Here is a 24,064-nt window from a genome sequence, read left to right as displayed (position 1 = left end):
CGGCTCTGGTGGTGTCCAGTGGAGCCCCTACCATAGCCACCTCGCCCGTTAGCTCCGGATAAGCGGTTTTACGAGAATTTGATCTGGGCTGATACCGCTCCGACCCCTGCTGCTGCAGTTGCTCGGGCAGCTGCCCCTCATCGTGATCCAACTGTGTCCCCCCGTGCCGTCTCCTACCCCTCTAAACGCCCGGTCCCATCTGCGGGTTCCCGGGCCCAACGGATACAGTCACGCCCAGGCAACCACGGGGACAGGAGAGGGTCATTACCGGCAACCGGCAGACGAGCTGGGCGTTCGCCGACGCCTACGTCGCCGAGGACGAAGTGCTGCGCTGGGCCCGCGACCGGGCCCGTGAGGCGGGCCTGCGCTCGGTGTCGCCCGGCACGGGCTCCGCCCTGCGGTTGCTGGCGGCTTCGGTGGACGCGAAGGCGGTGGCGGAGATCGGCACCGGCACCGGCGTCTCCGGCATCCATCTGCTGCACGGCATGCGCCCGGACGGGGTGCTGACCACGGTGGACCCCGAGCCCGAACACCAGCAGTTCGCCCGCCAGGCCTTCCGTGCCTCCGGTTTCGCCAGCAACCGCGCCCGGTTCATCCCGGGCCGCGCCCTGGACGTCCTGCCCCGGCTCGCGGACGCCGGCTACGACCTCGTCTTCTGCGACGGCGATCGCCTGGAATTCCTCGACTATCTCGCTGAATCGTTGCGCCTGCTGCGCCCCGGTGGCCTGGTCGTCTTCGAGGGCGTTTTCGCCAACGGCCGCACGGTCGACTCGGGCCCGCAGCCCACGGAGGTGCTGCGCCTGCGGGAACTGCTGCGCGCGGTGCGCGAGAGCCAGGAGCTGGTGCCGTCACTGCTGCCGGTGGGCGACGGGCTGCTGTGCGCGGTCAAGCGGTGAGGGGCCTGGGAGCGAGTGGGGAAGGGCCGGCAAACAGCGACCCCGGCACCACTTGGATGCCGGGGCAGCTGAAAGGGTATGGTCGCTTCCGCGTCAGCCGACGACCTTCTTGAGGGCGTCGCCGAGCGCGTCGGCCTCGTCAGGGGTCAGCTCGACGACGAGCCGACCGCCGCCTTCGAGCGGAACGCGCATGACGATGCCCCGCCCCTCCTTGGTCACCTCGAGCGGGCCATCGCCCGTCCGCGGCTTCATGGCCGCCATGCTCGTTCCCCTTCCTGAAACCAGCTCATCGTCAAAAGCCGACGGCCCTGGGAGGGCACGCCTGTCCAGCCTGGGACACGCGACACCGGCATCGAACACATTGCTTCCAAGCCATTATCCCGCATCTCAGGACCCGATGACCAACATCAGTCGGCATCGCTTGGGCAACGCGCGCGAGCAAAACCACTCAATTCGGCGATGTGACTGCGATACTGCGCGGCCGCACGGAGTTCCGCCGACCGGGAACCGTCTCGGATTCTTTGACGCAGGTCACACGTCCACTCCGGTCCCCCGGCGGTGATCTCCGCCATGCTGTCCTACGGACAGGGGCGTACCGGCCGGTACGCCTGAACCGCGACAGCCGAGGGGACACACCATGGCCGACACCGTGCTCTACGAGGTGAGCGACGGACTCGCGACGATCACGCTGAACCGCCCCGAGGCGATGAACGCGCTGAACATCGCGACGAAGGTCGCCCTGCGGGAGGCGGTTCGCTCCGCGGCCGAGGACGACGCCGTACGGGCGGTGCTGCTGACCGCCGCCGGGGAGCGGGCGTTCTGTGTGGGGCAGGACCTCAAGGAGCACATCGGGCTGCTGGCACAGGACCGGGAGACCGGGTCCGGCCAGACCATGAGCACGGTGAAGGAGCACTACAACCCGGTGGTGCGGGCGATCGCCGGGATGCCGAAGCCGGTGGTGGCCGGGGTGAACGGGGTGGCCGCCGGGGCCGGCTTCGGCCTCGCCCTCGCCGCGGACTACCGCGTCGTCGCGGACACGGCCGCCTTCAACACGTCCTTCGCGGGGGTCGCGCTGACCGCCGACTCCGGTATGTCCTGGACCCTGCCGCGGGTCGTCGGGCCGGGGCGCGCCGCCGACCTGCTGCTCTTCCCGCGGAGCATCAACGCGCAGGAGGCGTACGAGCTGGGGATCGCGGGCCGGCTGGTGCCGGTCGGCGAGCTGCACGCCGAGGCGGAGAAGGTGGCGCGGGCGCTGGCCGAGGGGCCGACGGTGGCGTATGCGGCGATCAAGGAGGCCGTGGCCTACGGGTTCACGCACTCCTTGTCCGAGACCTTGGACAAGGAGGACGAGCTGCAGACTCGGGCCGGGTCGTCCGAGGACCATGTGATCGCGGTGCAGGCGTTTGTGAACAAGGAGAAGCCGAAGTACTTGGGCCGCTAGGTCCGGGAGCTGACGGCGCCGTCGCGGGGTGCGGGTTCGTGGGGGCTGGTCGCGCCCCCGCGGCGGAGCCGCATATCGATACAGCCCCGCGCCCCTTACGGGGCGCTCCTCGCGACGCAGGATTCCAAGTGGTCGTCCACCAGCCCGCACGCCTGCATCAATGCGTACGCCGTCGTCGGGCCGACAAAGCGCAAGCCCCGCTTCTTCAAGGCCTTGGAAAGGGCGGTCGACTCGGGGGTTACCGCGGGGACGTCACCCAGAGTCTTCGGGGCCGGTCCCGGCGCCGGCGCGTAGGACCAGATGAACTCGTCCAGTTCACCCGGTGCCCACTCCGCCAGCACGCGCGCGTTGGCGAGCGTCGCGTCGATCTTGGCTCGGTTTCGGATGATGCCGGGGTCGGTCAGCAGGCGGGCGCGGTCCGTTTCCGTGAAGGCGGCGACCTTGGCGATGCGGAAGTCGGCGAAGGCCGCGCGGAAGCCGGGGCGGCGGCGCAGGATCGTGATCCAGGACAGGCCCGACTGGAAGGCCTCGAGGCTGAGGCGCTCGTAGAGGGCGTCGTCGCCGTGGACCGGGCGGCCCCACTCCTCGTCGTGGTACGCCACGTAGTCCTCGGTGGACAGGGCCCAGGGGCAGCGCAGGGCGCCGTCCGGGCCGGCGATGGCGGTGCCGTCGCTCACTGCTGCTCCCCCTGGCCGTGCATCGGCTTGTCCATGGAGACGTGGTGCGCGGCGGCCTGGGCGCCCGCCAGTGCGGACTCCAGGTCGGCGATACGGGCGTCGCGCTCGGCGAGTTCCGCGCCGAGGCGGTTGAGGGCGTCGTCGACGTCCGCCATGCGGTAGCCGCGGGCGGCGAGCGGGAAGCGGAGGCTGTCGACGTCGGCGCGGCCCACGGGCCGGTCCGGCGGCAGCGGGTCGTGCAGCCGCTCGGGGTCGACCTCGGGCAACGGGCCCCCGCCCTCCGAGCCACCCACCACGGCCAGTGTCACGGCGGCGACCACGACGGCGAGAGCGACGACCAGGAACAAGAACATAACCATCGCTGTGGTCCCCACGCTCGATGTTCGGAAGCTGGATGAAGCTGAAGATGGAGCTGTAGATGAAGCTGGATGTGTCAGGGTCCGATCGTGCCATGCGAGTCTGACAGTTAGGGTCGCAGGCGGCCGAGGAACCGGTCTTACGCAGGTCGGACTACGAGAGGTCACAGCGGATGCTCAGGCTGGGCAGGCGCGCATTCGAGGCGCACGAGCCGGTGATCATGGCGATCGTGAACCGGACCCCGGACTCCTTCTACGACCGGGGAGCGACCTTCCGGGACGAGCCCGCCCTCGCGCGCGTGGAGCAGGCGGTGTCGGAGGGGGCCGCCATCATCGACATCGGCGGGGTGAAGGCCGGCCCGGGCGACGAGGTGTCGGCCGAGGAGGAGGCGCGGCGGACGGTGGGGTTCGTCGCGGAGGTGCGGCGGCGCTTCCCGGACGTGGTCATCAGTGTGGACACCTGGCGGGCCGAGGTCGGCGAGGCCGTGTGCGAGGCCGGCGCGGATCTGCTGAACGACGCGTGGGGCGGCGTCGACCCCGCCCTGGCGGAGGTCGCGGCGCGGTACGGGGTCGGGCTGGTGTGCACGCACGCCGGGGGCGCCGAGCCGCGTACGCGTCCGCATCGGGTGACGTACGACGATGTCGTGGCCGACATCCTGCGGGTGACACTGGGACTGGCCGAGCGGGCCGTGGCGCTGGGGGTGCCCCGGGAGTCCGTGCTGATCGATCCCGGGCACGACTTCGGGAAGAACACCCGGCACAGCCTGGAGGCGACGCGGCGGCTCGGCGAGATGGTGGACACGGGGTGGCCCGTCCTGGTCTCCCTGTCCAACAAGGACTTCGTGGGCGAGACCCTGGACAAGCCGCTGAAGGAGCGGGTGGTGGGGACGCTCGCCACCACGGCCGTGTCGGCGTGGCTGGGCGCGCAGGTCTACCGGGTGCACGAGGTCGCCGAGACCCGGCAGGTGCTGGACATGGTGGCGTCCATCGCGGGGCATCGGCCACCGGCCGTGGCGCGGCGGGGGCTGGCATAGGCCCGCGGCGGAGCCGCTGACGGATGCGGCCTCGCCCCCGCCGCCTCTACCCGTCTCTAGCGCGCCGCCTCCTTCGAGACCAGGGCCACCGCCTCGTCCACGTCGTCCGTGACATGGAAGAGGAGGAGGTCCTTCTCCGATGCCTTGCCCTGGGCGATCAGGGTGTTCTTGAGCCAGTCGACCAGGCCGCCCCAGTACGCGCTCCCGAACAGCACGATCGGGAAGCGGGTCACCTTCTGGGTCTGCACCAGGGTCAGCGCCTCGAAGAGCTCGTCCAGGGTGCCCAGGCCGCCGGGCAGGACCACGAAGCCCTGCGCGTACTTCACGAACATCATCTTGCGGACGAAGAAGTAGCGGAAGTTCAGGCCGATGTCGACGTAGGGGTTCAGACCCTGTTCGAAGGGCAGCTCGATGCCGAGACCGACCGAGATGCCCTTCGCCTCGCAGGCCCCCTTGTTGGCCGCCTCCATGGCGCCCGGACCGCCGCCGGTGATCACTGCCCAGCCCGCCTCCACCAGGCCGCGGCCGAGGCGGACGCCCGACTCGTACTCCGGGGAGTCGACGGGCGTGCGCGCCGAGCCGAACACGCTGATCGCGGGCGGGAGTTCGGCGAGGGTGCCGAAGCCCTCGATGAACTCCGACTGGATGCGCAGCACCCGCCAGGGGTCCGTGTGGACCCAGTCGGTGGGAGCGCGCTCGTCCAGCAGCCGCTGGTCCGTCGTGCTCTCCGTCACCTGGCCGCGCCTTCGGAGGACCGGTCCGAGACGCTGCTCGTCCGGTGGCACCTTCTTGCCCTCGGGGTTCCCGGTAGCCATGTGCGCTCCCTCCGCTTGCAGGTGTTCCCACCTCAGAGTAGATCTACGCGGGTTACGGACGGGGGACGCGAGCATGTCCGCCGTGAAGCGGTGCACGGGCTACGCGGTCAGCCAGGCCCGCAGCCGCTGCTCACCCGCCAGGATCTTCGCGGTTTCGACCCGTTCGTCCCGCTTGTGCGCCAAGTGCGGGTTGCCGGGGCCGTAGTTGACCGCGGGGATGCCGAGGGAGGAGAAACGCGAGACGTCCGTCCAGCCGTACTTCGGCTGCGGGGTTCCGCCGACCGCCTCGATGAAGGCCGCCGCGGCCGGGTGCGAGAGGCCGGGCAGGGCCGCGCCGCTGTGGTCGTCCACCACGAACTCCGCCACCCCGCATTCCGCGAAGACCTCCCTGACGTGGGCGATCGCCTCCTCCTCCGTGCGGTCGGGCGCATAGCGGAAGTTGACGGCCACGACGCATTCGTCGGGGATGACATTGCCGGCCACACCGCCCGAGATGCCCACCGCGTTCAGTCCCTCCCGGTACTCCAGGCCGTCGATCACCGGGTAGCGGGGTTCGTACGAGGCCAGGCGGGCCAGGATCGGCGCGGCCGCGTGGATGGCGTTGGAGCCCATCCAGCTGCGCGCCGAGTGCGCCCGCTCTCCCGTCGTCTTCAGCAGAACCCTGAGGGTGCCCTGGCAGCCGCCCTCGACCTCGCCGTCGGACGGCTCGAGCAGCACCGCGAAGTCGCCCTCCAGCCACTCGGGGTGCGCCTCGGCGACGTGCTTGAGCCCGTTGAGGTCCGCGGCCACCTCTTCGTTGTCGTAGAAGACGAAGGTCAGGTCACGGTTGGGGGCCGGGACCGTGGCCGCGATGCGCAGCTGCACCGCCACACCCGACTTCATGTCGCAGGTGCCGCAGCCCCACAGGACGCCGTCCGCGTCCAGCCGGGACGGGACGTTGCCGGCGATCGGCACGGTGTCGATGTGGCCGGCCAGGATGACCCGCTCCGGCCGGCCCAGGTCCGTCCGCGCGACGACGTTGTTGCCGTACCGCTCGACCGCCAGGTGCGGCAGAGCGCGCAGGGCGGACTCGATCGCGTCGGCGAGGGGCTTCTCGGTGCCGCTCTCGGACGGGAAGTCGACGAGCTGCGCGGTGAGCTCGGCGGCGTCCAGAGTGAGGTCAAGTGGGGTGTCGGCCATGACGTCGACCCTAACCTGCGCGCGCCCGGGCCCACTGGCCACATCCCTCACGTGGGTCACAGGGCCCTCCGCTACCTTGTACGACGTGCCAGAGCCGTCATCCACCCTCAAACGCCGTGGCCGCTTCTTCCGTATCGGGGCGGCCTTCGTGATTCTGCTCGCCGTCGCGGGCTATCTCGCGGTGCAGTACGTCACCGGGGGCAGAGGCGGATCGGGCTGCAGAGTGGTCTCGGGCGAGGCCGATGGGGCGGCGTACGAGTTCACGCCGGAACAGGCGGTGAACGCGGCCACGATCGCCGCGGTGGGCACCGGGCGCGGTATGCCCGAGCGGGCGGTGACCATCGCGATCGCGACCTCGCTGCAGGAGTCGGGGCTGCGCAACATCGAGCACGGCGACCGGGATTCGCTCGGCCTGTTCCAGCAGCGGCCCTCGCAGGGCTGGGGCACCAGGAAGCAGATCCTGGACCCGACGTACGCGGCGGGCATGTTCTACCGGCACCTGGCCAAGGTGCCCGACTACGCGAAACTCCCCCTCACCGTCGCCGCGCAGCGCGTCCAGCGCAGCGGATACCCCGAGGCGTACGCCAAGCACGAGCCGGACGCCGCCCTGCTCTCCGCCGCCCTCACCGGGAACTCACCGGCCACGCTGACCTGCGCCGGCCTGCCGGCCACCACACGGGCGGCGGGTCCGGACGCGGTACGGGCCGCTCTCGTACGGGACTTCGGGCGCGACGCGCTGGAGCCGGCCGCCGCGGAAGTGAACGCCCTGTCGACGCCGGCGCCTTCGCCGACCGAGAGCCCGGGAACGATCGCCCGCACCGTCACGCTCCCCGTCGCCGCCGGCAAGAGCCCCGCCAAGGGCCGCAGCGCCCGCCAGCGCGGCTGGCAGCTCGCCCACTGGGCCGTGGCCAACTCCTCCGCCCTGCACATCGAGCGGGTCTCCTACGGCGGGCGGGAGTGGACCGCCGGGAACGCCGACAACCCGTGGCACAAGGCCGCCGCGGAGGGCGTCGGCGGGGTGGAAAAGGCCGCCGCCGCGGTCCGAATCGTCACTGCGCAGTAGTACGGCCCTTCACTCGCACGGGTTATGCCGGGCATGCTTGATCCACGGTGTGGGCAGGTTTTCGCACCGTCACCCCTGCATCCGTCAAAGCCCTTGCCAACAAAGAGCTGTAAGGATTCGGCAGGCTTTCCGGACCGACGCTTTTTGCCCGTTTTTATCCGCAGCCGATAATGCGACGCATTGCCAACTCTTTACGTTGGGACGCCGCAACCTTCGGGGCCTTCGAGCGGTAGTCACATCGTCCGAGCCCGGACGATCAACATCCATCGAAGGAGCATCATGTCCCTCCCCCTGACCCGTCGGATCGCCCGTGCCGCGCTGCTCGTCGCAGCGGGAGCGGCTGCCGGGGTCGGTGCGGCCGGCTCCGCGAGCGCGGCCCCCGAACTGCCCGCTGCCCCGAACGTCGGCGGCCTGACCGCTCTGGACGGGGCGAGCGTCGGCAACACCGTCGACGGTGCGGCGCAGAACGTGACCGGGCTTGCGGGCGCCGCCGGCAGCAACGCGGTCAAGAAGGCCGTACCGAACGCGGGCAAGACCGGCGGCAGCGTGGCGAAGAAGGCGGCCCCGGCCGCGCAGCGTGCGGCGGGCGCCGCGGCGGGCTCCGTCGGGGAGATCGTCGGCGTCACCACGCAGACGGCGGCCGAGAACGGCGGCGCCCTGCCGGCGGGCTCGCTCAAGGGCGGCCTGCCGAGCACCGGCAACCTGCCGGTGAAGGGCCTGCCGATCGGCGGCTGAGCCACCGGTGGCACGGAGGGGGCCCGGGACGCTGTCCCGGGCCCCTTCGTCGCATCCGCGGCGGCTACAGCCGCTCCACGGCTGCCCGCACCCGCTCGTCCGTCGCCGTCAGCGCCACGCGTACGAACCTCTCGCCCGCCGTGCCGTAGAAGTCGCCCGGCGCGACCAGGATGCCGAGCCCGGCCAGGTGGGCCACCGTGTCCCAGCAGGACTCGTCCCGCGTCGCCCACAGATAGAGGCTGGCCTCGCTGTGCTCGATGCGGAAGCCGTGGCCGAGGAGCGCCTCGCGCAGAGCCGTGCGCCGGGCCGCGTACCGCTCGCGCTGCTCCTGGACATGGGCGTCGTCACCCAGGGCCGCCACCACGGCCGCCTGCGTGGGCGCCGGCGTCATCATGCCGCCGTGCTTGCGGATCTCGAGCAGCGGGCCGAGGACGGCCGGGTCACCCGCCAGGAAGGCGGCGCGGTAGCCCGCCAGGTTGGAGCGCTTGGAGAGGGAGTGGACGGACACGATGCCCTCGTACGATCCGCCGTTCACCTCCGGATGCAGGACCGAGACCGGGTCCGCCTCCCAGCCCAGCTCCAGGTAGCACTCGTCGGAGAAGAGCAGGACCCCGTGCTCGCGCGCCCACGCGACGATCCGCGTCAGCTCCTCCTTGCCCAGCACCCTGCCGGTCGGGTTCGACGGCGAGTTGAGCCAGAGCAGCTTCAGGTTCGTCGGATCGAGGTCCGTCGGGTCGTCGTAGACCTCGTGGTCGGCGCGGGCGAGACGAGCGCCCACCTCGTACGTCGGGTAGGCCAGGCGCGGGTACGCGACCTTGTCGCCCGGGCCGAGGCCCAGCTGGGTGGGCAGCCAGGCGACGAGCTCCTTGGAGCCGACGATCGGCAGGACGTGCCGGTGCGTGACCTCGCGGGCGCCGAGGCGGCGCTCGACCCAGCCGGTGATCGCGTCGCGCAGGGCCGGGGTGCCCCAGACCGTCGGATAGCCCGGGGAGTCCGCCGCGTCGATGAGGGCCTTCTGGACCAGCTCGGGGACCGGGTCGACCGGGGTGCCGACGGAGAGGTCGACGATGCCGTCCGGGTGCGAGGCGGCCGTTTTCTTGTACGGCTCCAGCTTGTCCCAGGGGAAGGTGGGCAGGCGGTCGGAGACTGCGGACACGGGATCTGGCTCACTTTCTGGTACGGCAGACGGCCCAAAGGCCCTGGTACGGCAAACGCCTCGGTCCCGTACGGCGATCACCAGGGCGATCCGGCCGTACGGGACCGAGGCGGCACAGTCGGTGCGGGCCGCTTGCGTGCTTACTCGGCCTGCGGCGGCAGCGCGGCGATGAAGGGGTGGTCCCGCTCGATCAGGCCCAGCTTGCTGGCGCCACCGGGGGAGCCGAGCTCGTCGAAGAACTCGACGTTCGCCTTGTAGTAGTCCTTCCACTCCTCCGGAGTGTCGTCCTCGTAGAAGATCGCCTCGACCGGGCAGACCGGCTCACAGGCACCACAGTCGACGCATTCGTCCGGGTGGATGTACAAGGACCGCTGGCCCTCGTAGATGCAGTCGACCGGGCACTCCTCGATGCACGCCTTGTCCTTGACGTCGACACAAGGCTGCGCGATGACGTAGGTCACGCTGTCGTTCCTCCTCGATAGGGCGCTGGCGGGCCTCCGTAGGCTCCGCCGCCTGGCGCGCGGGAGCGCGGCGTCGTCGATGCCCGCCCCTAGTATCTCCGTTCTTGGGCATGATCCGAACAGGAGGGGTGAACTGACCTGTGGAAATCTCGGCCGGCGGACGTCTTGAGGTTCGTATCACCGCTGCTGACGTGGGAAAACGAGTTTCCGTGCGCCGCTTGACCGCCTCTGGAGTCCCGGACGAGAAGTTCACCGACACGGTGGGTGTTCTCACATCATGGGACGACGGTGTGCTGCTGATCACACGGAAGAGCGGCGAGAGTATCCGCATTCCGGAATCGGCGCTGGTCGCGGGCAAGGTCGTGCCCGCCGCGCCGGCCCGCCGCCGGGGCCCCTCGGCCTCGTACGAGGAGCTCGCGCTCGTCACCTCGCGCGCGTGGCGTCCGGTGGAGAGCGAGCGGCTGGGCGAGTGGGAGCTGCGGGCGGCTTCCGGCTTCACGCGGCGCGCCAACTCCGTGCTGCCGCTCGGCGACCCGGGGCTGCCGCTCGACGAGGCGCTGGACGTCGTACGACGCTGGTACGGCGACCGTGGGCTGCCCGCGTACGTGCAGACGGCGACCGGCGCCGAGGGCACGCAGGAGCTGCTGTGCGCGGAACTGGAGCGGCGCGGGTGGGTGCGTGAGGTGAGTGCCGAGCTGTGGATCGGGGCGCTGGCGCCGGTCGCGGACCGGGCGGAGGCGTCCGGGGTCGTGCTGTCCCGGGAGGCGGACGAGGCGTGGCTTGCGCGGTACCAGCGCAAGGGGGTGAGCGAGGTGGCGCTGAAGGTGCTCGGGAGCGGCCCTTCGGTGTGGTTCGCGACGGTTCCCGGCCCGTCCGGGGGTGCGGCGCCCGCCGCGATCGGGCGATGCGTCGTGGACGGGCGATGGGCGTCCTTCGCCGCCGTCGAGGTGGATCCGGAGCAGCGGCGGCGCGGTCTGGCCACCACCGTCATGGCCGCGCTGGCCCGGCGGGCGCTGGACGAGGGCGCCTCGGCCGCCTGGCTGCAGGTCGAGGAGGACAACGCGGGGGCGCGGGCGCTGTACGCCGGGATGGGTTTCGCCGCGCACCACGCGTACCACCACTACCGGGAGCCGGCGGCTCCCGGCAGCGGCCAGTAGTACCGATCGCCGGGAGAGGGCACGAGGCTGCTATGCGTCCCCCATACCCCCCACCGCCCGAGCGGTCCGCCGAACTGCGGCGGCGGTTCGCCGAGGAGGCCCGGTCCGAGCGGCCCGATCTGTCGACGCTGTGCCTGCTGGTCGGCGCGGAGGCGGACGGGGCCCTGGACGAGGCGGGCCTGGACGCCGCCCAGATGGAGCTGGACCGGCTGGCGGGGCGGGTGCCGTTCCGGCCGGGCGGTCCGATGGCGTGGGCCACGGCGCTGCACCACCTGCTCGGGGTGCAGGACGGCTTCCGCGGCTCCCCCGCCGACTATCAGCGCCTGGAGTCCTCGCTGCTGCACGAGGTGCTGCGACGGCGGCGCGGGCTGCCGATCCTGCTGTCGGTGGTGTGGATGGAGGTCGCGCGGCGGGCGGGGGCGCCGGTGTACGGGGTCGCGCTGCCGGGGCACTTCGTGGTCGGGTTCGGGCCCCAGGAGGAGCAGGTGCTGGTGGATCCGTTCGACGGGGGGCGTGTGCTCGGTGTCGGCGACGCTGAGCTGTTGGTGGCCGGGGCCACGGGGGCTGCGCTGGATCCGTCGATGTTGTCGCCGGCGGATCCGCTGGACGTCGTTCTGCGGATCCTCAACAACATCCGGGCGTGGGCGGCCGCTCGGCCGGAGCGGTCGGATGTGTCCTTGTGGGCGGTGGAGCTGTCGTTGTTGTTGCCTTCGCATCCGGCGCGGTTGCGGTATGAGCGGGCGCAGTTGCTGGTGCAGCGGGGGGACTTCGTCGAGGGGGCGGGGGAGTTGGAGGAGTACGCGGAGTTGATCAGTGCGGTGGATGAAGGGGCTGCGGAGCGGGTGCGGGGGCAGGCCCGGGCGGCCCGGGCGCTCCTCAACTGAAGTTCGCCTAATCGCCGTAGAATGCTGTGTGTTGTGCGTGTGCGACTTCGTCGTGGCTTGTCGCGCCCACGCGGCGGAGCCGCATATCGACACAGCCCCGCGCCCCTAAGGGCGCGCTACAGCCAGCCCTTTTCTCGGGCGATCCGCACGGCTTCGGCTCGGTTTCTCACCGCCAGTTTCTGGATTGCCGTCGACAAGTAATTCCGGACCGTGCCCTGGGACAGATGCAGGGCCGCTGCCAGCTCCGCGTTCGTCGAACCGTCCGCCGCCGCTCGCAGGACCTCGCGCTCTCGGTCGGTGAGGGGGTTGGCGCCCTCGGCCAGGGCCGCTGCCGCCAGCGTCGGGTCGATGACCCGCTCCCCCGCCAGGACCTTGCGTACCGCTTCTGCCAGTTGGGCCGCCGGGGCGTCCTTGACCAGGAAGGCGTCGGCGCCTGCTTCCATGGCGCTGCGGAGGTAGCCGGGGCGGCCGAAGGTGGTGAGGACGATCAGTTTCACGCCCGGCAGGGCCTTGTGGACCTGGGCCGCCGCCTCGATGCCGGTGCAGCCCGGCATCTCGATGTCGAGGAGGGCCACGTCCACGGCGTGCTCGCGGGCGGCCGCCAACACCTCGTCGCCGCGCGCCACTTGGGCCACGACCTCGATGTCGTCCTCCAGGCCGAGGAGGGCGGCCAGCGCCTCGCGGACCATCGACTGGTCCTCGGCGAGGAGCACCTTGATCGTAGAGCTCATGCCCCGGATACTACGGCCGACGGGGTGTCGACGGGGACGCGGGCGACAAGGCGGAAGCCGTGCTTGATGCGGCCTGCCTCCAGGGTGCCACCGGCCTTCTCCAGGCGTTCCGTCAGGCCCGTCAGACCGTTGCCGGGGCCCTTGCCGGGGGCGCCGGAGCCGTTGTCCTCGACGGCGAGTTCGAGGACCGGGCCGTCCAGCGTCTGACGGTGCAGTACCTCCACCGTGCAGCGGGTGGCGCCGCTGTGCCGCACGACGTTGGTGACCGCCTCGCGCAGTGCCCAGGCGAGGGCGGACTCGCTCTCCTCGGGGACGCCTGTGAGGTCCGGTTCGCCGGGGACTTCGGCCGTGACGCCCGCTGCCGTCAACGCCACCTGGGTGCCCGCGAGTTCCTCGGACAGGCGCGGGCGGCGATAGCCGCTGACCGCCTCGCGGACGTCCACCAGGGCCTGGCGGCTGACCTGTTCGATGTCGGCGACCTGCTGGGCCGCCTTCTCGGGGTGGTCGGGGAGCATACGGCCCGCCAGCTCGCTCTTCAGCGTGATCAGGGAGAGCGAGTGGCCGAGGAGGTCGTGCAGGTCGCGGGCCAGGCGCAGACGTTCCTCGTTGGCGGCCAGTTGGGCGACCGTCGCGCGGGCCTTGCGCAGCTCTATGGTCGTGCGCACCAGTTGCTTCACGCCCATCATCGCGAAGCCCAGGAGCAGCACCACCAGGACGAGGCTCCAGTCGTCCAGCCCGACCCGCAGGCCGACCAGGACCATCGCGAGGGTGTTCAGCCCGACCGCCGCGTACGCGACCCGCTGCGGCAGCGTGGCGCCGTAGGTGACGGAGACATACACGAAGAGGCCGATCCACGCGCTGCCGAGGGTGAGGCTCAGGACGACGGCGAGGATTCCGAGCAGGGCGACGAGACCGGCGACGGCCCGTCCGCCGAACGGCCGGCCCATGTTCCGGAACACCACCGTCAGATAAGCACCGGTGAAGGAGACCAGGGCCACCCAGCCCGCCACGGTCGCGGCGGGCGTGTGGTGGCCGGAGGTCAGGTCCTGCACCGGCGACCCGAGGAAGATCAGCCAGGGCAGGATCCAGAGCAGTTTGCGCGTGGCCTCGCCCCGGGTGCGGGGCGGCTGGCCGACCCGGATCGCGTTCTCGGCCCGGAGTTCCGCGGGCAGCCCGTCGTCCGTCATCATGCTCACGCCTTCAGCGTGTCCTTCCGGTACAGCCACGCCGCGCCGCCCGCGAACAGGACGAAGTAGACGACGAGGAGGGCGAGGTCCTTGGTCTCGGGGGACCGGCTCTGTTCGATGGCCCGTCCGAGGGCAGCGTACGCGTGCGTGGGCAGCCACTTGGCGATGTCCTGCAGCCACTGCGGGAAGGTCGTGGACGGCATCCACAGGCCGCCGAGGATCGAGAGGCCGAAGTACGTGATCATCGTGATCGGACGGACCGCGTCCCCGGTGGCCAGGTAGCCGATGGCGACGCCGAGCGCGGCGAAGACCAGGCTGCCCGCCCAGATCGCCCCGGTGAGCGCGAACCACTGCCAGGCGTCCAGCCGAACGCCCCGCACGGCCGCGGCGACCAGGAAGACCACCACGATGGACGGCAGGCTGACGACGGCGGCGCTGGCGGTCTTGGCGAGGACATAGCCGCGCCCGGGCAGCGTGGTCAGCCGCAGCTGCCGCACCCAGCCGCCCTCCCGCTCCTTGGCGATGCGCTCGCTGTTGCCCATGAGGACCGCGGTCAGGGCGCCGAAGGAGGCCATGGAGACCATGACGTACGAGGCGACGCTCAGGCCGGTGCCGTCGACCTTCCCCGTCTGGTTGGAGACGAGCAGGAAGATCACCGACGGGTAGATCACCGAGAAGAACAGGAACTTGCGGTTGCGCAGGGCGCGGGTGAGCTCCAGCTTGATGAGGCTGTTCACGACTGCTTCGCCTCCTCGGCGGCGGTGATGGCGACGAAGGCCTGCTCGAGCCCGAGCCCGGCGACTTCGAGATTGCGGGGGTAGAGGCCGAGGCCGTACAGGGCGTGGACGGTCGCGTCGGCGTCGGAGGACTGGATACGGATCGTCTGGCCCGAGCCCGCGGCGGAGCCGCTTTTGGACACAGTGATGGAGGTGAGGAACGGCAGCGCCCGGATCGACGCCTCGTCGATGGTGCCCTCCAGGTCGAACGACACCCTGCGCGCCCCGGCCTTCGCCTTGATCTCGGCGGCCGTGCCGTCCGCCAGCAGCCGGCCGCGGTGCAGGACCAGCACCCGGTCGGCGATGGCGTCGGCCTCCTCCAGGTAGTGCGTGGCGAACAGGACCGTACGGCCCTGGTCGGCCTGCTCGCGCATGGTGGCCCAGAAGGCCTGGCGGGCGGAGACGTCCATGCCGGTGGTCGGCTCGTCCAGGACGATCAGGTCGCTGTCGCCGGCCGTGGCGAGGGCGAAGCGGACGCGCTGGGCCTGGCCGCCGGAGAGCTTGTTGACCTTGCGGTCGGCGATCTGCGAGATGCCGGCGCGGGCGAGCACGTCCTTCGCCTTGTAGGGCTTCGGGTGCAGGTCGCAGGCAAGCTTCACCAGCTCGGCGACCGTGACCTCGTCCATCAGCCCGCCGCTCTGCAGCATGGCGCCCACACGCCCGGCGACGATGGCCTCGCGCGGGCTGGTGCCGAAGACGCTGACCGTGCCGCTGTCGGGGTTCTTGAGGCCGAGCAGCAGGTCGAGGGTGGTCGACTTGCCGGCCCCGTTCGGCCCCAGCAGGGCCACGGTCTCCCCCGGGTGCAGGGCGAGGGTCAGCCCGTCGACGGCCCGTACGGTCCCGTAGGTCTTGCTCACCTGGTCGAAGCCGACCACCTGGGTGGTGGTCGCTTTCGCTGTCGTCGTCATGGGATCCATGGTGGCCGCGCAGGCCAAGGCCACGGCAGTGTCGGCGGTCCTGACTGCCGGATGACAGATGTCATACGGCGGACGGTGACATACGGCGAAGGGGGCACCCGGCGTGTGCCGGACGCCCCCTTCGCGGGACTGACGTCAGCTGGGGTTCGTCTGGATGACCCCGACCCTGTTGGTCTTGCTCAGCAGGGCCTGGCGCAGGGCGACGTAGACGTCCTGCGGGGTGACGGCGGTCTTCTTGCCGGTGCCCCGGGTGATCAGGACACCGTCGAACGCGCCGCCGTAGAGGTTCTTCAGCGCGGTCAGGTCCGGCTTGTCGACGAGCTTGCCGCCGACGGCCTGGACCCGGAGGAACTTCCACAGCGAGTTCTGCGGGCTGAACTTGACCTGCACCGCGCCCGCCTTGACCATGACGAAGCCCGACATCGCCGGCTCGGCGAAGGCCTTCATCTCCCGGTCGACCTCGGCGTTCGTGACCGTCGGCTGCTGGGTCGTGGTGACGACCGCGACCGGGTCGGTGGAGTTGGTCTCCACCTGGCTGCGGTACGCGTCCTCGACCGCCTGGGCCGACCGGGCGGCGTCGATGCCCTTGCCCGCCTTGCCGTAGACGGCGACGGCCTTGCCGGACTTGAACTCGATCGTGCCCTCGGTCATCGAGCCGGAGCCGCCCGCCGTGGACTGCAGGGCGGCGGTCAGCTTCTCCTCGTCGACGGGCATGACCGGGTCGACGACCCGGTGGTTGCCGAAGAGGGAGCCGATGACGGAGATCGGGTTGTAGTCGGCCTGCGCGGCCGCCGCGACCGTGGCCTGTTCGTCGAACTGCAGGCCCGCCTGGTCCGGCTTGAGCTCGACCGTCTTGCCGCCGACCGACAGCTTCAGCGGCTTGTTCACCCGGCTGCCGAAGGCCGCGTCCAGTTTCTTCACCGCGTCGTCGCGGGTGCCGCCGCCGATGTCGACGCCGAGCACGGTGGTGCCCTTGGGCACGTCGGAGTGGTTCATCAGCAGCCCGGCGCCGTACGCGAGGCCGCCGACGATGACCACGCCGGTGCCGAGCAGCACCAGCTTGTTGCGCCCCTTCTTCTGCTTCTTGGGCGCTGAAGCCGACGTGTTCTGGCCGCCCGGCTCGGGCAGCTTCGGGGGCGTGTGCGGCAGTGGGCCGTCGGTGTGGGAACCGGGGCCGAACGGCGAGCTCCCGCCGGGCGTTCCGACCGGGACACCGCTGGTGACGGTGTGTCCGGAGATGTTCTCGGGCGCCGGGAAGCCCTGCTGGCCCGGCTCGGGGGCCGGCTTCTGCGGGGTGAGGATCGCGGTGTCGTCGCTGAGACCGCCACCGGGGCCGAGGCCCGCGCCGTGCGTGCCGCCGATGGTCCCGGGGCCGCCGGGGCCGCCGAGGCCCGCGGGACCGCCGAGGCCCGCGGGTGCGCCGGAGCCGCCGGGTCCCTTGGGCCCGGCAGGCCCGGTGGGTCCGGCGCCGAAGGGCGAGGTCACGGGGCCGTCACCGGTGACCGGACCGACGGTCGGGCCCGCGGGGCCCTGGGCGCCGCCGCCCTGGCCGCCACGGCCGTTCGGCCCGTTGAAGCCGCTCGCGCCGCCCGGAGCGCCGTAACCGCTCTGGCCGTTCTGCCGGTTCTGCCCGTTCTGGGTGCCGTGCTCGCCGTCCGAGAAGTACGGGAGGTCGTCACGGCGGGGCTCGCTGCCACCGCTGCCGGGGCGCGCGCCGCCCCCGAGCGGTCCGGCGGCCAGCGCCTCGGTGACGTCGAAGGAGCCGGTGCCGCCGCCGTGCCCGGGGGCCACGGGGCCGCCGGTCGCTCCGGGCAGCCCGGCGCCGTTCGTCCCGCCCGGGCGGGAGGCGCCACCGGGCCGGGAGCCGCCCGGCACGCTCATGGAGCCGACCACGCCACCGGGACGGCCGGTGCCCGGACGGGCGCCGCCGGAGGGGGCACCCCCGCCGAAGGGCCCGGCAGCCGGGGCCGCCGGCGCACCCGCGCCCGAACCGCCCGGCAGACCGGCGCCGTTGGTGGAGCCGCCGCCCTGACCGCCCTTGGCGGGCGCGGACTTGCGGGGCGCGAACCACCCGCTCGTCCTGTCCTCGGCGGACTGAGCGGCCTCGGCCGGGGGCTCGACGATGCCCATGGCCTGGGTGGCGCCCGGCCCCGGAACCTCGGTCTCCCCGGTGTCGTCGGAGCCGTCGGTGTCCGCGACGGGCGTACGCACGACGACGGGCGGGATGGGCCGCGACCCTGGGATGTTGATCCGGATCCGGGTCGTCAGTGTGGTCTCGGTCTTGCGGTCCTCCGGCTGCGCGGCCGAACGGCCCGCATCCGTACCGGCGTCGGAAGCCGTGGGGGTCCCGTACGGCGGCGTGCCCGACGGGTATGCGGCTTGGCCGCGCCCGTTGGGCCCGGAGGACGGAGTGTCAGTTTCACGACTCAAGGCAGGTTCTCCCGGTTGGCTCCGCCGCCCGACACAACCTCACGGGCGGCTCGGCGGCGCGCACCACCATACTGGCCACTTCTGGCGCGTATCCCATGACCGCCGGGGAAACCCACACGGGACTCCCACGCGCGGTTAATGGCGAAGTGGTACGTCACTTGCCAAGTCGGACGTCACGGGCACCTGGTTGCCGCCCCTGTCCGAGGGTGGCGCAGATCACAGCGACGGCCATCCCTCCGAAGAGGAAGAGATAGGAGCCGCCTCCCGCGCCGAAGAGGAAGTCCCCTTCGGGTCTGCTGGCGGTGAGCAGGATGACGGAGATCATCCATCCGGCGGCAGGCGCTATCGCCCCGCCACGGCTGTCGGTGGCCCGTGCCCCGCCGAGACAGAGCCCGGCCTCGCCCGCGAGCGCGAGCAGCAGCCCGCCGGGGAACCAGCCGGCCTGCACCAGCGCACCGGCCGCGCCGACGACCGCGCCGAGCACGAAGAGGCCCACGTACAGAAGGCTCCGTCCGGCGGAGGGCCGCTGCAGCGGCTGGGCGAGCAGGGAACCGCGCTCCGTCATGACGCCTCCTCGAGACCGGCGAACTCGATCCCGGCGAAGAGATCGGTCTCTCTCGGCTCTCCGGCTGCCCCGCGCACCAATTCGTAGTACTCGGTGGTGAAGAGGGGTTGCGCCTGTTCGTTGGAGAGCGCGAAGTACGGTTCGGCGACCTCGATCTGGGTGGCGTGGGCCCGCATCGCGGCGGCCTTGGCGGCGGCGTGCGCGGTGCCGTCGATCTCGGCGGTGATCCGGTCGTCGGGCACGACACCCGGTACGTCCTCGATGACGGCCGCCTTGGAGAAGGGCAGACCGGGCAGATCGTCCGCAAGCCGGGCGAAGGCCCCCTCGGCGACGGAGCGCGGCACGCGGTTCCAGTAGACCTTGGGGATCTCCCACCCGGCCCGCGCGGCCAGTTCGGCGGCGCGCATGGCCACGCGGTGGGCCTGGATGTGGTCGGGGTGGCCGTATCCGCCGTTGTCGTCATAGGTGACGAGGACCTGGGGGCGCACCTCCAGGATCACCTCGACGAGGTGGGCGGCCGCCTCGTCCACGTCCGCCTGCCAGAAGCAGGCCGGGTCGTCGTTGTCGGCCAGGCCCATCATCCCGGAGTCGCGGTAGCGGCCCGGGCCGCCGAGCTGACGGAAGTCCTCGACGCCGAGCTCGCGCATGGCGGCCGTGAGCTCCTGCCGCCGGTGCTCGCCCAGGGCGGTGCCCGTGAGGTGGCGCAGCTCCGGCGGAATGACCTCGCCGAGCTCGCCCAGGGTGCAGGTGACCAGCGTCACGCGGGCACCCCCGGCCGCGTACGCGGCCATGGTCGCGCCGTTGTTGATCGACTCGTCGTCCGGGTGCGCGTGCACCAGCAGCAGACGCCGGGAGGGCTGTTCCGTCATGGGGCCAGCCTACGAGGCGGCACCGACAGCGCAGTGCAGCCCGGGCGTCAGAACTTGATGCTGCCGATCATCCCCGCGATGTTCGTCGTCAGCTCGCTGATGGTGGGAGCGATCGTCGAGGAGGCCATGTAGAACCCGAGCAACATGCAGACGATCGCATGCCCCGCCTTCAGTCCTGACTTCTTGATCAGAAGGAAGACGATGATCGCCAGCAGCACCACCGCCGAAATCGAGAGTGCCACGGCGGCTCACCTCCAAAGGTCCCAAGAGCGCGGGGGTCGGACTTAGGGGCCGGACAGAACCACACACAACAACCAGCGGGTTCATACCCACTATGCGCTAGTGATCATAACTATCCGAACGCGCGCATCGATCGGCGCACGGCCGCACAAGGGGGCGCATGGCCAATATGGTCAAGGCATGACGACGACGTCCGACTCCTTCCCCCGCAGGCACGCCCGCACCCAGCGGTTCACCCTCGGCGCGCCGCGCGCCTTCACCGTGGCGCCCGACGGCACCCGTGTCGTGTTCCTGCGCTCCACCTCCGGTACGGACAGGGCGAGTTCCCTGTGGGTTCTCGACGTACGGGACGGCGGGGAGCGCGTGGCGGCCGACCCGCGCGCCCTGCTCGGCGACGCCTCGGAGGAGCTTCCGCCCGAGGAGCGGGCGCGCCGCGAACGCAGCCGCGAGGGCGGCGCCGGCATCGTCGGATACGCCACCGACGCAGCCGTGGAGTTGGCGTCTTTCGCCTTGTCAGGGCGGCTTTTCACGGCGGAACTGCGGGCCGGTACGGCACGCGAACTCCCCGCCTCCGGACCGGTGATCGACCCGCGCCCCTCCCCCGACGGCCGGCACGTCGCCTATGTCGCACAGGGTGCGCTGCGGGTGGTGGGCGCCGAGGGCAAGGACGAACGGGCCCTCGCGGAGCCGGAGTCGGCGAACGTCACCTACGGACTCGCCGAGTTCATCGCGGCCGAGGAGATGGGCCGCTCGCGCGGCTTCTGGTGGTCGCCGGACTCGGACCGGCTGCTGGTCGCGCGCGTGGACGACACGCCGGTACGGCGGTGGTGGATCTCCGACCCGGCCCAGCCGGAACGTGAGCCACAGCACGTCGCCTACCCGGCGGCGGGCACCGACAACGCGGACGTACGGCTGTTCGTGATCGGCCTGGACGGGGAGCGCACGGAGGTCGTCTGGGACCGGGCGCGCTATCCGTATCTGGCGCATGTGCACTGGTCAGAAGCGGGGGCGCCCCTGCTGCTCGTACAAGCGCGCGACCAGCGCAGCCAGTTGTTCCTGGCTGTGACCCCTCAGACGGGCGCGACCCGGCTGGTGCACGCGGACGAAGATCAGGTTTGGCTTGATCTTTTCCCCGGGGTGCCCTGCTGGAGCCCGTCCGGGCAGCTCGTGCGCATCGCCGACGAGGGCGGCGCGCGCGTTCTCGCGGTGGGTGAACGCCCCCTGACGGGACCGCAGTTGCATGTCCGCGCGGTCCTGGACGTCTCGGACGACAACGTGCTGATCGCCGCGTCCGCCGGCGAGGAGGCCGAGGCCCCCGAGACCGGCGAGGTGCATGTCTACCGCGTCAACGAGCTCGGCCTGGAGCGCGTCTCGCAGGAGCCCGGCGTGCACTCTGCGGTGCGTGCGGGGGACGTGACCGTACTGGTGTCCGCCGCACTGGACCGGCCGGGTGCCCGCGTGCGGGTCCTTCGCGAAGGCGACCGAAGGGAGACGGGGGTCCCCCCGGCCGGAGGCCGGGGGGACGCGGCGACCATCGCCTCGCACGCGGAAGACCCCGGTATGACCCCGCGGGTCACTCTCACCGAGGGGGGCACACGGCGCATCCCGTGCGCCGTGCTGCTTCCCCGCGATCACGATGGCGAGACCCCGCTCCCGGTCCTCATGGATCCCTACGGCGGTCCGCACGGCCAGCGGGTGGTCGCCGCGCACAATCCGCATCTGACCTCGCAGTGGTTCGCCGACCAGGGGTTCGCGGTCGTGGTCGCGGACGGCCGCGGCACCCCGGGCCGCTCCCCGGCCTGGGAGAAGGCGGTCCGCGACGACCTCGCGGGGGCCACGGTCGAGGACCAGGTGGACGCGCTCCGGGCGCTCGCCGACCGCTTCCCGCTGGACCTGACCCGGGTCGGCATCCGCGGCTGGTCCTTCGGCGGTTATCTGGCGGCGCTCGCGGTGCTGCGCCGACCGGACGTCTTCCACGCGGCCGTGGTGGGCGCCCCGGTCACCGATCTGCGGCTGTACGACACCCACTACCAGGAGCGCTACCTCGGCCACCCGGACGAGCAGCCGGAGGTCTACCGCCGCAACTCGCTCATCGACGACCAGGGCCTGGTGGACGCGGCCGAGCCGCACCGGCCGATGATGATCATTCACGGTTTCGCCGACGACAACGTGGTGGTCGCCCACTCGCTGCGGCTGTCCTCGGCCCTGCTGGCCGCCGGCCGTCCGCACGAGGTGCTGCCGCTGTCCGGCGTCACGCACATGACCCCGCAGGAGTCGGTCGCCGAGAACCTGCTGCGGCTCCAACTCGACTTCCTGAAGCGGTCGCTGGGGCCGGCCTAGGCACGGCAACGGGCCGGGGCTACATGGCGAGCCCCGGCCCGTTTACGGCACCCGCACGGCCGTACGCTCTAGAGACTGACGCGTCCGTATATCGGAACCGGGTCGGCCAAGTTGCCTGCGTGTTACTCATCGGTCGGCACGATGCCCGGCGCGGAGCGCCTGATCGATGGAGCTTCTTCCGCGAAGTGGCAAGCCGAGTCATGGGCGGCCGGACCGCTCACATGCCGGAACGCGGCCGGCACCGCCAGCAGCGGCACCTCCAGCGCGCACCGCTCCTGCGCCTTCCAGCACCGTGTGCGGAAGCGGCACCCCGAGGGAATGTTCGTCGGTGACGGCACGTCTCCCGCGAGGATGATCCGCTCCCGGCGCTCCCGCGCCACCGGGTCGGGCACGGGGACGGCGGACAGCAGCGCCTGGGTGTAGGGATGCGTCGGATGGTCGTAGATCTCGGCGTCCTTGCCGGTCTCCACGATCCGCCCGAGGTACATCACCCCGACCCGGTCCGAGATGTGCCGGACGATCGACAGGTCGTGCGCGATGAAGACGTAGCTCAGCTCGAACTCGCTCTGCAGCCGGTCCATCAGATTGATGACCTGGGCCTGCACGGAGACGTCCAGCGCGGACACCGGCTCGTCGGCGACGATGACCTCGGGGCGCAGCGCCAGACCCCGTGCGATGCCGATGCGCTGGCGCTGGCCGCCGGAGAACTGGTGCGGATAGCGGTTGATGTACTCGGGGTTGAGCCCGACCACGTCCAGCAGCTCCTGGACCTTCGCCCGCCGGTCGCCCTTGGGCGCCACCTCGGGGTGGATCTCGTACGGCTCCCCGATGATGTCGCCCACGGTCATCCGGGGGTTGAGGGAGGTGTACGGGTCCTGGAAGACCATCTGGATGTTGCGCCGAACGGCACGCAGGGCCTTGCCGGACAGCTTGCCGATGTCCTCGCCCTTGTAGCGGATCTCCCCCGCCGTCGGCTTCTCCAGGTTGACCAGCATCTTGGCGACCGTCGACTTGCCGCAGCCGGACTCCCCGACGATGCCCAGGGTTTCGCCGCGGGCGAGTTCGAAGTCCACGCCGTCGACGGCCTTCACCGCGCCGACCTGCTTCTTGAAGAGAATCCCCTGAGTGAGCGGATAGTGCTTGAAGAGCCCTCTGACCTGCAGAATCGACTCAGCCATTCATGCACTCCCTCCAGAAGTGGCAGGCGCTGCGGCGGTCCGGCTCTTCCCCGTTCACCTCGTACAGGGGCGGTTCGTCGGTCCGGCAGACGTCCTGGGCCATCGGGCAGCGGGGGTGGAAGGCGCAGCCCGGCGGGATGTGCATGAGGTTGGGCGGCAGGCCCTTGATGGCGTAGAGCTCCTGGCCCTTCTGGTCGAGCCGCGGGATCGACTCCAGCAGGCCCTTGGTGTACGGGTGCGCGGGCACCTTGTAGATGTCGTGCACCGGGGCGGACTCGACGATCCGGCCCGCGTACATCACGGCGATCCGGTCGGCGACGTCGGCGACCACGCCCAGGTCGTGGGTGATCAGGATGAGCCCCATGTTGTACTCGCGCTGCAGCTCGGCGAGCAGGTCCATCACCTGGGCCTGGACGGTGACGTCCAGCGCGGTCGTCGGTTCGTCGGCGATGATCAGCGCCGGCTCCAGTGCCAGCGCCATCGCGATCATGATGCGCTGGCGCATACCGCCGGAGAACTGGTGCGGGTAGTCCTTGACCCGCTCCCGGGCCGCCGGGATCCGCACCCGCTCCATCAGCTCGACGGCCTTCGCGCGCGCGTCCTTGCGCGACATCCCCCGGTGCACCACGAACATCTCGCCGAGCTGGTCGCCCACGGAGAGCACGGGGTTGAGGGAGGACAGCGCGTCCTGGAAGATCATGGCCATCTCGGCGCCGCGGACCTTCCTGCGCTCCTCCTCCTTCAGCTTCAGCAGGTCCTTGCCCTGGAAGAGGATTTCGCCGCCCGTGATCCTCCCGGGCGGCATGTCGAGGATGCCCATGACCGCCTGCGCGGTGACGGACTTCCCCGAACCGGACTCGCCGAGCACCGCGAGGGTCTCCCCCGCGTCCACGCCGTAGTCGACCCCGTTGACGGCCTTCGCGACCCCGTCCCGGGTCCGGAACTCCACGTGCAGGTCCCGCACTTCGAGCAGCATG

The 24,064-nt window shown here is 71.3% G+C and carries 25 protein-coding genes; 8 read left to right on the top strand and 17 right to left on the bottom strand.

What is annotated here, in order from left to right:
- Positions 1-263 precede the first annotated feature (263 nt).
- Positions 264-896, top strand: a complete 633-nt coding sequence (locus tag ACFY1U_RS08845) for an O-methyltransferase (RefSeq protein WP_099931145.1) — start codon at positions 264-266, stop codon at positions 894-896.
- Between the two features lie 93 nt (positions 897-989).
- Here the strand turns inward: ACFY1U_RS08845 and ACFY1U_RS08840 are convergent, their stop codons facing one another.
- Positions 990-1,157, bottom strand: a complete 168-nt coding sequence (locus tag ACFY1U_RS08840; RefSeq protein ID WP_003966491.1) for a DUF3117 domain-containing protein — start codon at positions 1,155-1,157, stop codon at positions 990-992.
- A 376-nt stretch (positions 1,158-1,533) separates the two neighbouring features.
- Here ACFY1U_RS08840 and ACFY1U_RS08835 point away from each other — a divergent pair, with 376 nt between their 5' ends.
- Complete coding sequence (locus tag ACFY1U_RS08835; RefSeq protein WP_390693398.1) at positions 1,534-2,337, top strand: enoyl-CoA hydratase/isomerase family protein; 804 nt, start codon at positions 1,534-1,536, stop codon at positions 2,335-2,337.
- Between the two features lie 95 nt (positions 2,338-2,432).
- Here ACFY1U_RS08835 and ACFY1U_RS08830 read toward each other — a convergent pair whose 3' ends face one another.
- Positions 2,433-3,014, bottom strand: a complete 582-nt coding sequence (locus ACFY1U_RS08830) for a DNA-3-methyladenine glycosylase I (RefSeq protein WP_390693397.1) — start codon at positions 3,012-3,014, stop codon at positions 2,433-2,435.
- The gene (locus tag ACFY1U_RS08825; RefSeq protein ID WP_390693681.1) at positions 3,011-3,367 is read right to left on the bottom strand and encodes a DivIVA domain-containing protein; all 357 of its coding nucleotides are present in this window, start codon (positions 3,365-3,367) and stop codon (positions 3,011-3,013) included. The genes ACFY1U_RS08830 and ACFY1U_RS08825 overlap by 4 nt, the downstream gene beginning before the upstream one ends.
- A gap of 176 nt (positions 3,368-3,543) precedes the next feature.
- Between ACFY1U_RS08825 and folP the strand changes: the two genes are divergently transcribed.
- The gene (gene folP, locus ACFY1U_RS08820; RefSeq protein WP_390693396.1) at positions 3,544-4,404 is read left to right on the top strand and encodes a dihydropteroate synthase; all 861 of its coding nucleotides are present in this window, start codon (positions 3,544-3,546) and stop codon (positions 4,402-4,404) included.
- A gap of 56 nt (positions 4,405-4,460) precedes the next feature.
- Here the strand turns inward: folP and ACFY1U_RS08815 are convergent, their stop codons facing one another.
- Both ACFY1U_RS08815 and dapE read right to left on the bottom strand, forming a co-directional pair.
- Complete coding sequence (locus tag ACFY1U_RS08815; RefSeq protein WP_390693395.1) at positions 4,461-5,219, bottom strand: TIGR00730 family Rossman fold protein; 759 nt, start codon at positions 5,217-5,219, stop codon at positions 4,461-4,463.
- Positions 5,220-5,318: 99 nt separating this feature from the next.
- Positions 5,319-6,398 carry a succinyl-diaminopimelate desuccinylase gene (gene dapE / locus ACFY1U_RS08810; protein WP_390693394.1) on the bottom strand — a complete coding sequence of 360 codons (1,080 nt, stop codon included), beginning with the start codon at positions 6,396-6,398 and terminating at the stop codon, positions 5,319-5,321.
- An 85-nt stretch (positions 6,399-6,483) separates the two neighbouring features.
- Between dapE and ACFY1U_RS08805 the strand changes: the two genes are divergently transcribed.
- Together ACFY1U_RS08805 and ACFY1U_RS08800 are read left to right on the top strand one after the other, a co-directional pair.
- Positions 6,484-7,461: a heavy metal transporter gene (locus ACFY1U_RS08805; protein WP_390693393.1), complete on the top strand. Its 978-nt coding sequence runs from the start codon at positions 6,484-6,486 to the stop codon at positions 7,459-7,461.
- Between the two features lie 279 nt (positions 7,462-7,740).
- Positions 7,741-8,196 carry an ATP-binding protein gene (locus ACFY1U_RS08800; RefSeq protein WP_390693392.1) on the top strand — a complete coding sequence of 152 codons (456 nt, stop codon included), beginning with the start codon at positions 7,741-7,743 and terminating at the stop codon, positions 8,194-8,196.
- Positions 8,197-8,260: 64 nt separating this feature from the next.
- Here ACFY1U_RS08800 and ACFY1U_RS08795 read toward each other — a convergent pair whose 3' ends face one another.
- Together ACFY1U_RS08795 and fdxA are read right to left on the bottom strand one after the other, a co-directional pair.
- Positions 8,261-9,352 carry a bifunctional succinyldiaminopimelate transaminase/glutamate-prephenate aminotransferase gene (locus tag ACFY1U_RS08795; protein WP_390693391.1) on the bottom strand — a complete coding sequence of 364 codons (1,092 nt, stop codon included), beginning with the start codon at positions 9,350-9,352 and terminating at the stop codon, positions 8,261-8,263.
- A 140-nt stretch (positions 9,353-9,492) separates the two neighbouring features.
- Positions 9,493-9,813, bottom strand: a complete 321-nt coding sequence (fdxA, locus tag ACFY1U_RS08790) for a ferredoxin (RefSeq protein WP_030929316.1) — start codon at positions 9,811-9,813, stop codon at positions 9,493-9,495.
- 140 nt (positions 9,814-9,953) lie between these two features.
- Between fdxA and ACFY1U_RS08785 the strand changes: the two genes are divergently transcribed.
- Both ACFY1U_RS08785 and ACFY1U_RS08780 read left to right on the top strand, forming a co-directional pair.
- Entirely contained in the window at positions 9,954-10,970 is a 1,017-nt protein-coding gene (locus tag ACFY1U_RS08785) for a GNAT family N-acetyltransferase (protein WP_390693390.1), read from the top strand.
- A 32-nt stretch (positions 10,971-11,002) separates the two neighbouring features.
- Positions 11,003-11,854 (top strand): tetratricopeptide repeat protein, encoded by an 852-nt coding sequence (locus ACFY1U_RS08780; protein ID WP_390693389.1) that lies wholly within the window; start codon positions 11,003-11,005, stop codon positions 11,852-11,854.
- A gap of 116 nt (positions 11,855-11,970) precedes the next feature.
- Here ACFY1U_RS08780 and ACFY1U_RS08775 read toward each other — a convergent pair whose 3' ends face one another.
- From ACFY1U_RS08775 to ACFY1U_RS08740, 8 genes are all read right to left on the bottom strand, one after another.
- Complete coding sequence (locus ACFY1U_RS08775; RefSeq protein WP_390693388.1) at positions 11,971-12,585, bottom strand: response regulator transcription factor; 615 nt, start codon at positions 12,583-12,585, stop codon at positions 11,971-11,973.
- Positions 12,582-13,772: a sensor histidine kinase gene (locus ACFY1U_RS08770; protein ID WP_390693680.1), complete on the bottom strand. Its 1,191-nt coding sequence runs from the start codon at positions 13,770-13,772 to the stop codon at positions 12,582-12,584. Before ACFY1U_RS08770 ends, ACFY1U_RS08775 begins: the two co-directional genes overlap by 4 nt.
- Before the next feature lie 5 nt (positions 13,773-13,777).
- Complete coding sequence (locus ACFY1U_RS08765) at positions 13,778-14,509, bottom strand: ABC transporter permease (RefSeq protein ID WP_390693387.1); 732 nt, start codon at positions 14,507-14,509, stop codon at positions 13,778-13,780.
- Entirely contained in the window at positions 14,506-15,456 is a 951-nt protein-coding gene (locus ACFY1U_RS08760; protein WP_390693386.1) for an ABC transporter ATP-binding protein, read from the bottom strand. The genes ACFY1U_RS08765 and ACFY1U_RS08760 overlap by 4 nt, the downstream gene beginning before the upstream one ends.
- Positions 15,457-15,600: 144 nt before the next feature.
- Positions 15,601-17,895 carry a hypothetical protein gene (locus ACFY1U_RS08755; RefSeq protein WP_390693385.1) on the bottom strand — a complete coding sequence of 765 codons (2,295 nt, stop codon included), beginning with the start codon at positions 17,893-17,895 and terminating at the stop codon, positions 15,601-15,603.
- Positions 17,896-18,049: 154 nt separating this feature from the next.
- A complete protein-coding gene (locus ACFY1U_RS08750; protein WP_390693384.1) occupies positions 18,050-18,460 on the bottom strand; it encodes a DUF6113 family protein in 411 nt (136 codons plus the stop codon).
- Positions 18,457-19,329, bottom strand: a complete 873-nt coding sequence (gene mshB, locus ACFY1U_RS08745; RefSeq protein ID WP_390693383.1) for an N-acetyl-1-D-myo-inositol-2-amino-2-deoxy-alpha-D-glucopyranoside deacetylase — start codon at positions 19,327-19,329, stop codon at positions 18,457-18,459. Before mshB ends, ACFY1U_RS08750 begins: the two co-directional genes overlap by 4 nt.
- Before the next feature lie 47 nt (positions 19,330-19,376).
- Complete coding sequence (locus ACFY1U_RS08740) at positions 19,377-19,571, bottom strand: hypothetical protein (protein WP_351483477.1); 195 nt, start codon at positions 19,569-19,571, stop codon at positions 19,377-19,379.
- A gap of 178 nt (positions 19,572-19,749) precedes the next feature.
- On the opposite strand from ACFY1U_RS08740, the gene ACFY1U_RS08735 reads away from it, so the two are divergent.
- Positions 19,750-21,909, top strand: a complete 2,160-nt coding sequence (locus tag ACFY1U_RS08735) for a prolyl oligopeptidase family serine peptidase (RefSeq protein ID WP_390693382.1) — start codon at positions 19,750-19,752, stop codon at positions 21,907-21,909.
- Between the two features lie 122 nt (positions 21,910-22,031).
- On the opposite strand, the gene ACFY1U_RS08730 is transcribed toward ACFY1U_RS08735, so the two are convergent.
- Complete coding sequence (locus ACFY1U_RS08730; RefSeq protein ID WP_390693381.1) at positions 22,032-23,087, bottom strand: ABC transporter ATP-binding protein; 1,056 nt, start codon at positions 23,085-23,087, stop codon at positions 22,032-22,034.
- Positions 23,080-24,063 carry an ABC transporter ATP-binding protein gene (locus ACFY1U_RS08725; protein WP_390693380.1) on the bottom strand — a complete coding sequence of 328 codons (984 nt, stop codon included), beginning with the start codon at positions 24,061-24,063 and terminating at the stop codon, positions 23,080-23,082. The genes ACFY1U_RS08730 and ACFY1U_RS08725 overlap by 8 nt, the downstream gene beginning before the upstream one ends.
- Position 24,064: the final 1 nt, after the last annotated feature.

Source organism: Streptomyces sp. NPDC001351 (assembly GCF_042896045.1).
Lineage (GTDB): Bacteria > Actinomycetota > Actinomycetes > Streptomycetales > Streptomycetaceae > Streptomyces.
Note: the sequence above shows the minus strand (reverse complement) of the source record. Positions and strands in the feature narration are given on the sequence as shown.

Excerpts from the sequence above, each read along its gene's own strand:
- folP (WP_390693396.1), top strand. The coding sequence starts at position 3,544 with ATGCTCAGGCTGGGCAGGCGCGCATTCGAGGCGCACGAGCCGGTGATC.
- ACFY1U_RS08815 (WP_390693395.1), bottom strand. The coding sequence starts at position 5,219 with ATGGCTACCGGGAACCCCGAGGGCAAGAAGGTGCCACCGGACGAGCAG.
- dapE (WP_390693394.1), bottom strand. The coding sequence starts at position 6,398 with ATGGCCGACACCCCACTTGACCTCACTCTGGACGCCGCCGAGCTCACC.
- ACFY1U_RS08760 (WP_390693386.1), bottom strand. The coding sequence starts at position 15,456 with ATGACGACGACAGCGAAAGCGACCACCACCCAGGTGGTCGGCTTCGAC.
- ACFY1U_RS08770 (WP_390693680.1), bottom strand. The coding sequence starts at position 13,772 with ATGACGGACGACGGGCTGCCCGCGGAACTCCGGGCCGAGAACGCGATC.
- ACFY1U_RS08725 (WP_390693380.1), bottom strand. The coding sequence starts at position 24,063 with ATGCTGCTCGAAGTGCGGGACCTGCACGTGGAGTTCCGGACCCGGGAC.
- ACFY1U_RS08775 (WP_390693388.1), bottom strand. The coding sequence starts at position 12,585 with ATGAGCTCTACGATCAAGGTGCTCCTCGCCGAGGACCAGTCGATGGTC.
- ACFY1U_RS08750 (WP_390693384.1), bottom strand. The coding sequence starts at position 18,460 with ATGACGGAGCGCGGTTCCCTGCTCGCCCAGCCGCTGCAGCGGCCCTCC.
- ACFY1U_RS08825 (WP_390693681.1), bottom strand. The coding sequence starts at position 3,367 with ATGTTCTTGTTCCTGGTCGTCGCTCTCGCCGTCGTGGTCGCCGCCGTG.
- mshB (WP_390693383.1), bottom strand. The coding sequence starts at position 19,329 with ATGACGGAACAGCCCTCCCGGCGTCTGCTGCTGGTGCACGCGCACCCG.
- ACFY1U_RS08800 (WP_390693392.1), top strand. The coding sequence starts at position 7,741 with ATGTCCCTCCCCCTGACCCGTCGGATCGCCCGTGCCGCGCTGCTCGTC.
- ACFY1U_RS08730 (WP_390693381.1), bottom strand. The coding sequence starts at position 23,087 with ATGGCTGAGTCGATTCTGCAGGTCAGAGGGCTCTTCAAGCACTATCCG.
- ACFY1U_RS08735 (WP_390693382.1), top strand. The coding sequence starts at position 19,750 with ATGACGACGACGTCCGACTCCTTCCCCCGCAGGCACGCCCGCACCCAG.
- ACFY1U_RS08835 (WP_390693398.1), top strand. The coding sequence starts at position 1,534 with ATGGCCGACACCGTGCTCTACGAGGTGAGCGACGGACTCGCGACGATC.
- ACFY1U_RS08840 (WP_003966491.1), bottom strand. The coding sequence starts at position 1,157 with ATGGCGGCCATGAAGCCGCGGACGGGCGATGGCCCGCTCGAGGTGACC.
- ACFY1U_RS08780 (WP_390693389.1), top strand. The coding sequence starts at position 11,003 with ATGCGTCCCCCATACCCCCCACCGCCCGAGCGGTCCGCCGAACTGCGG.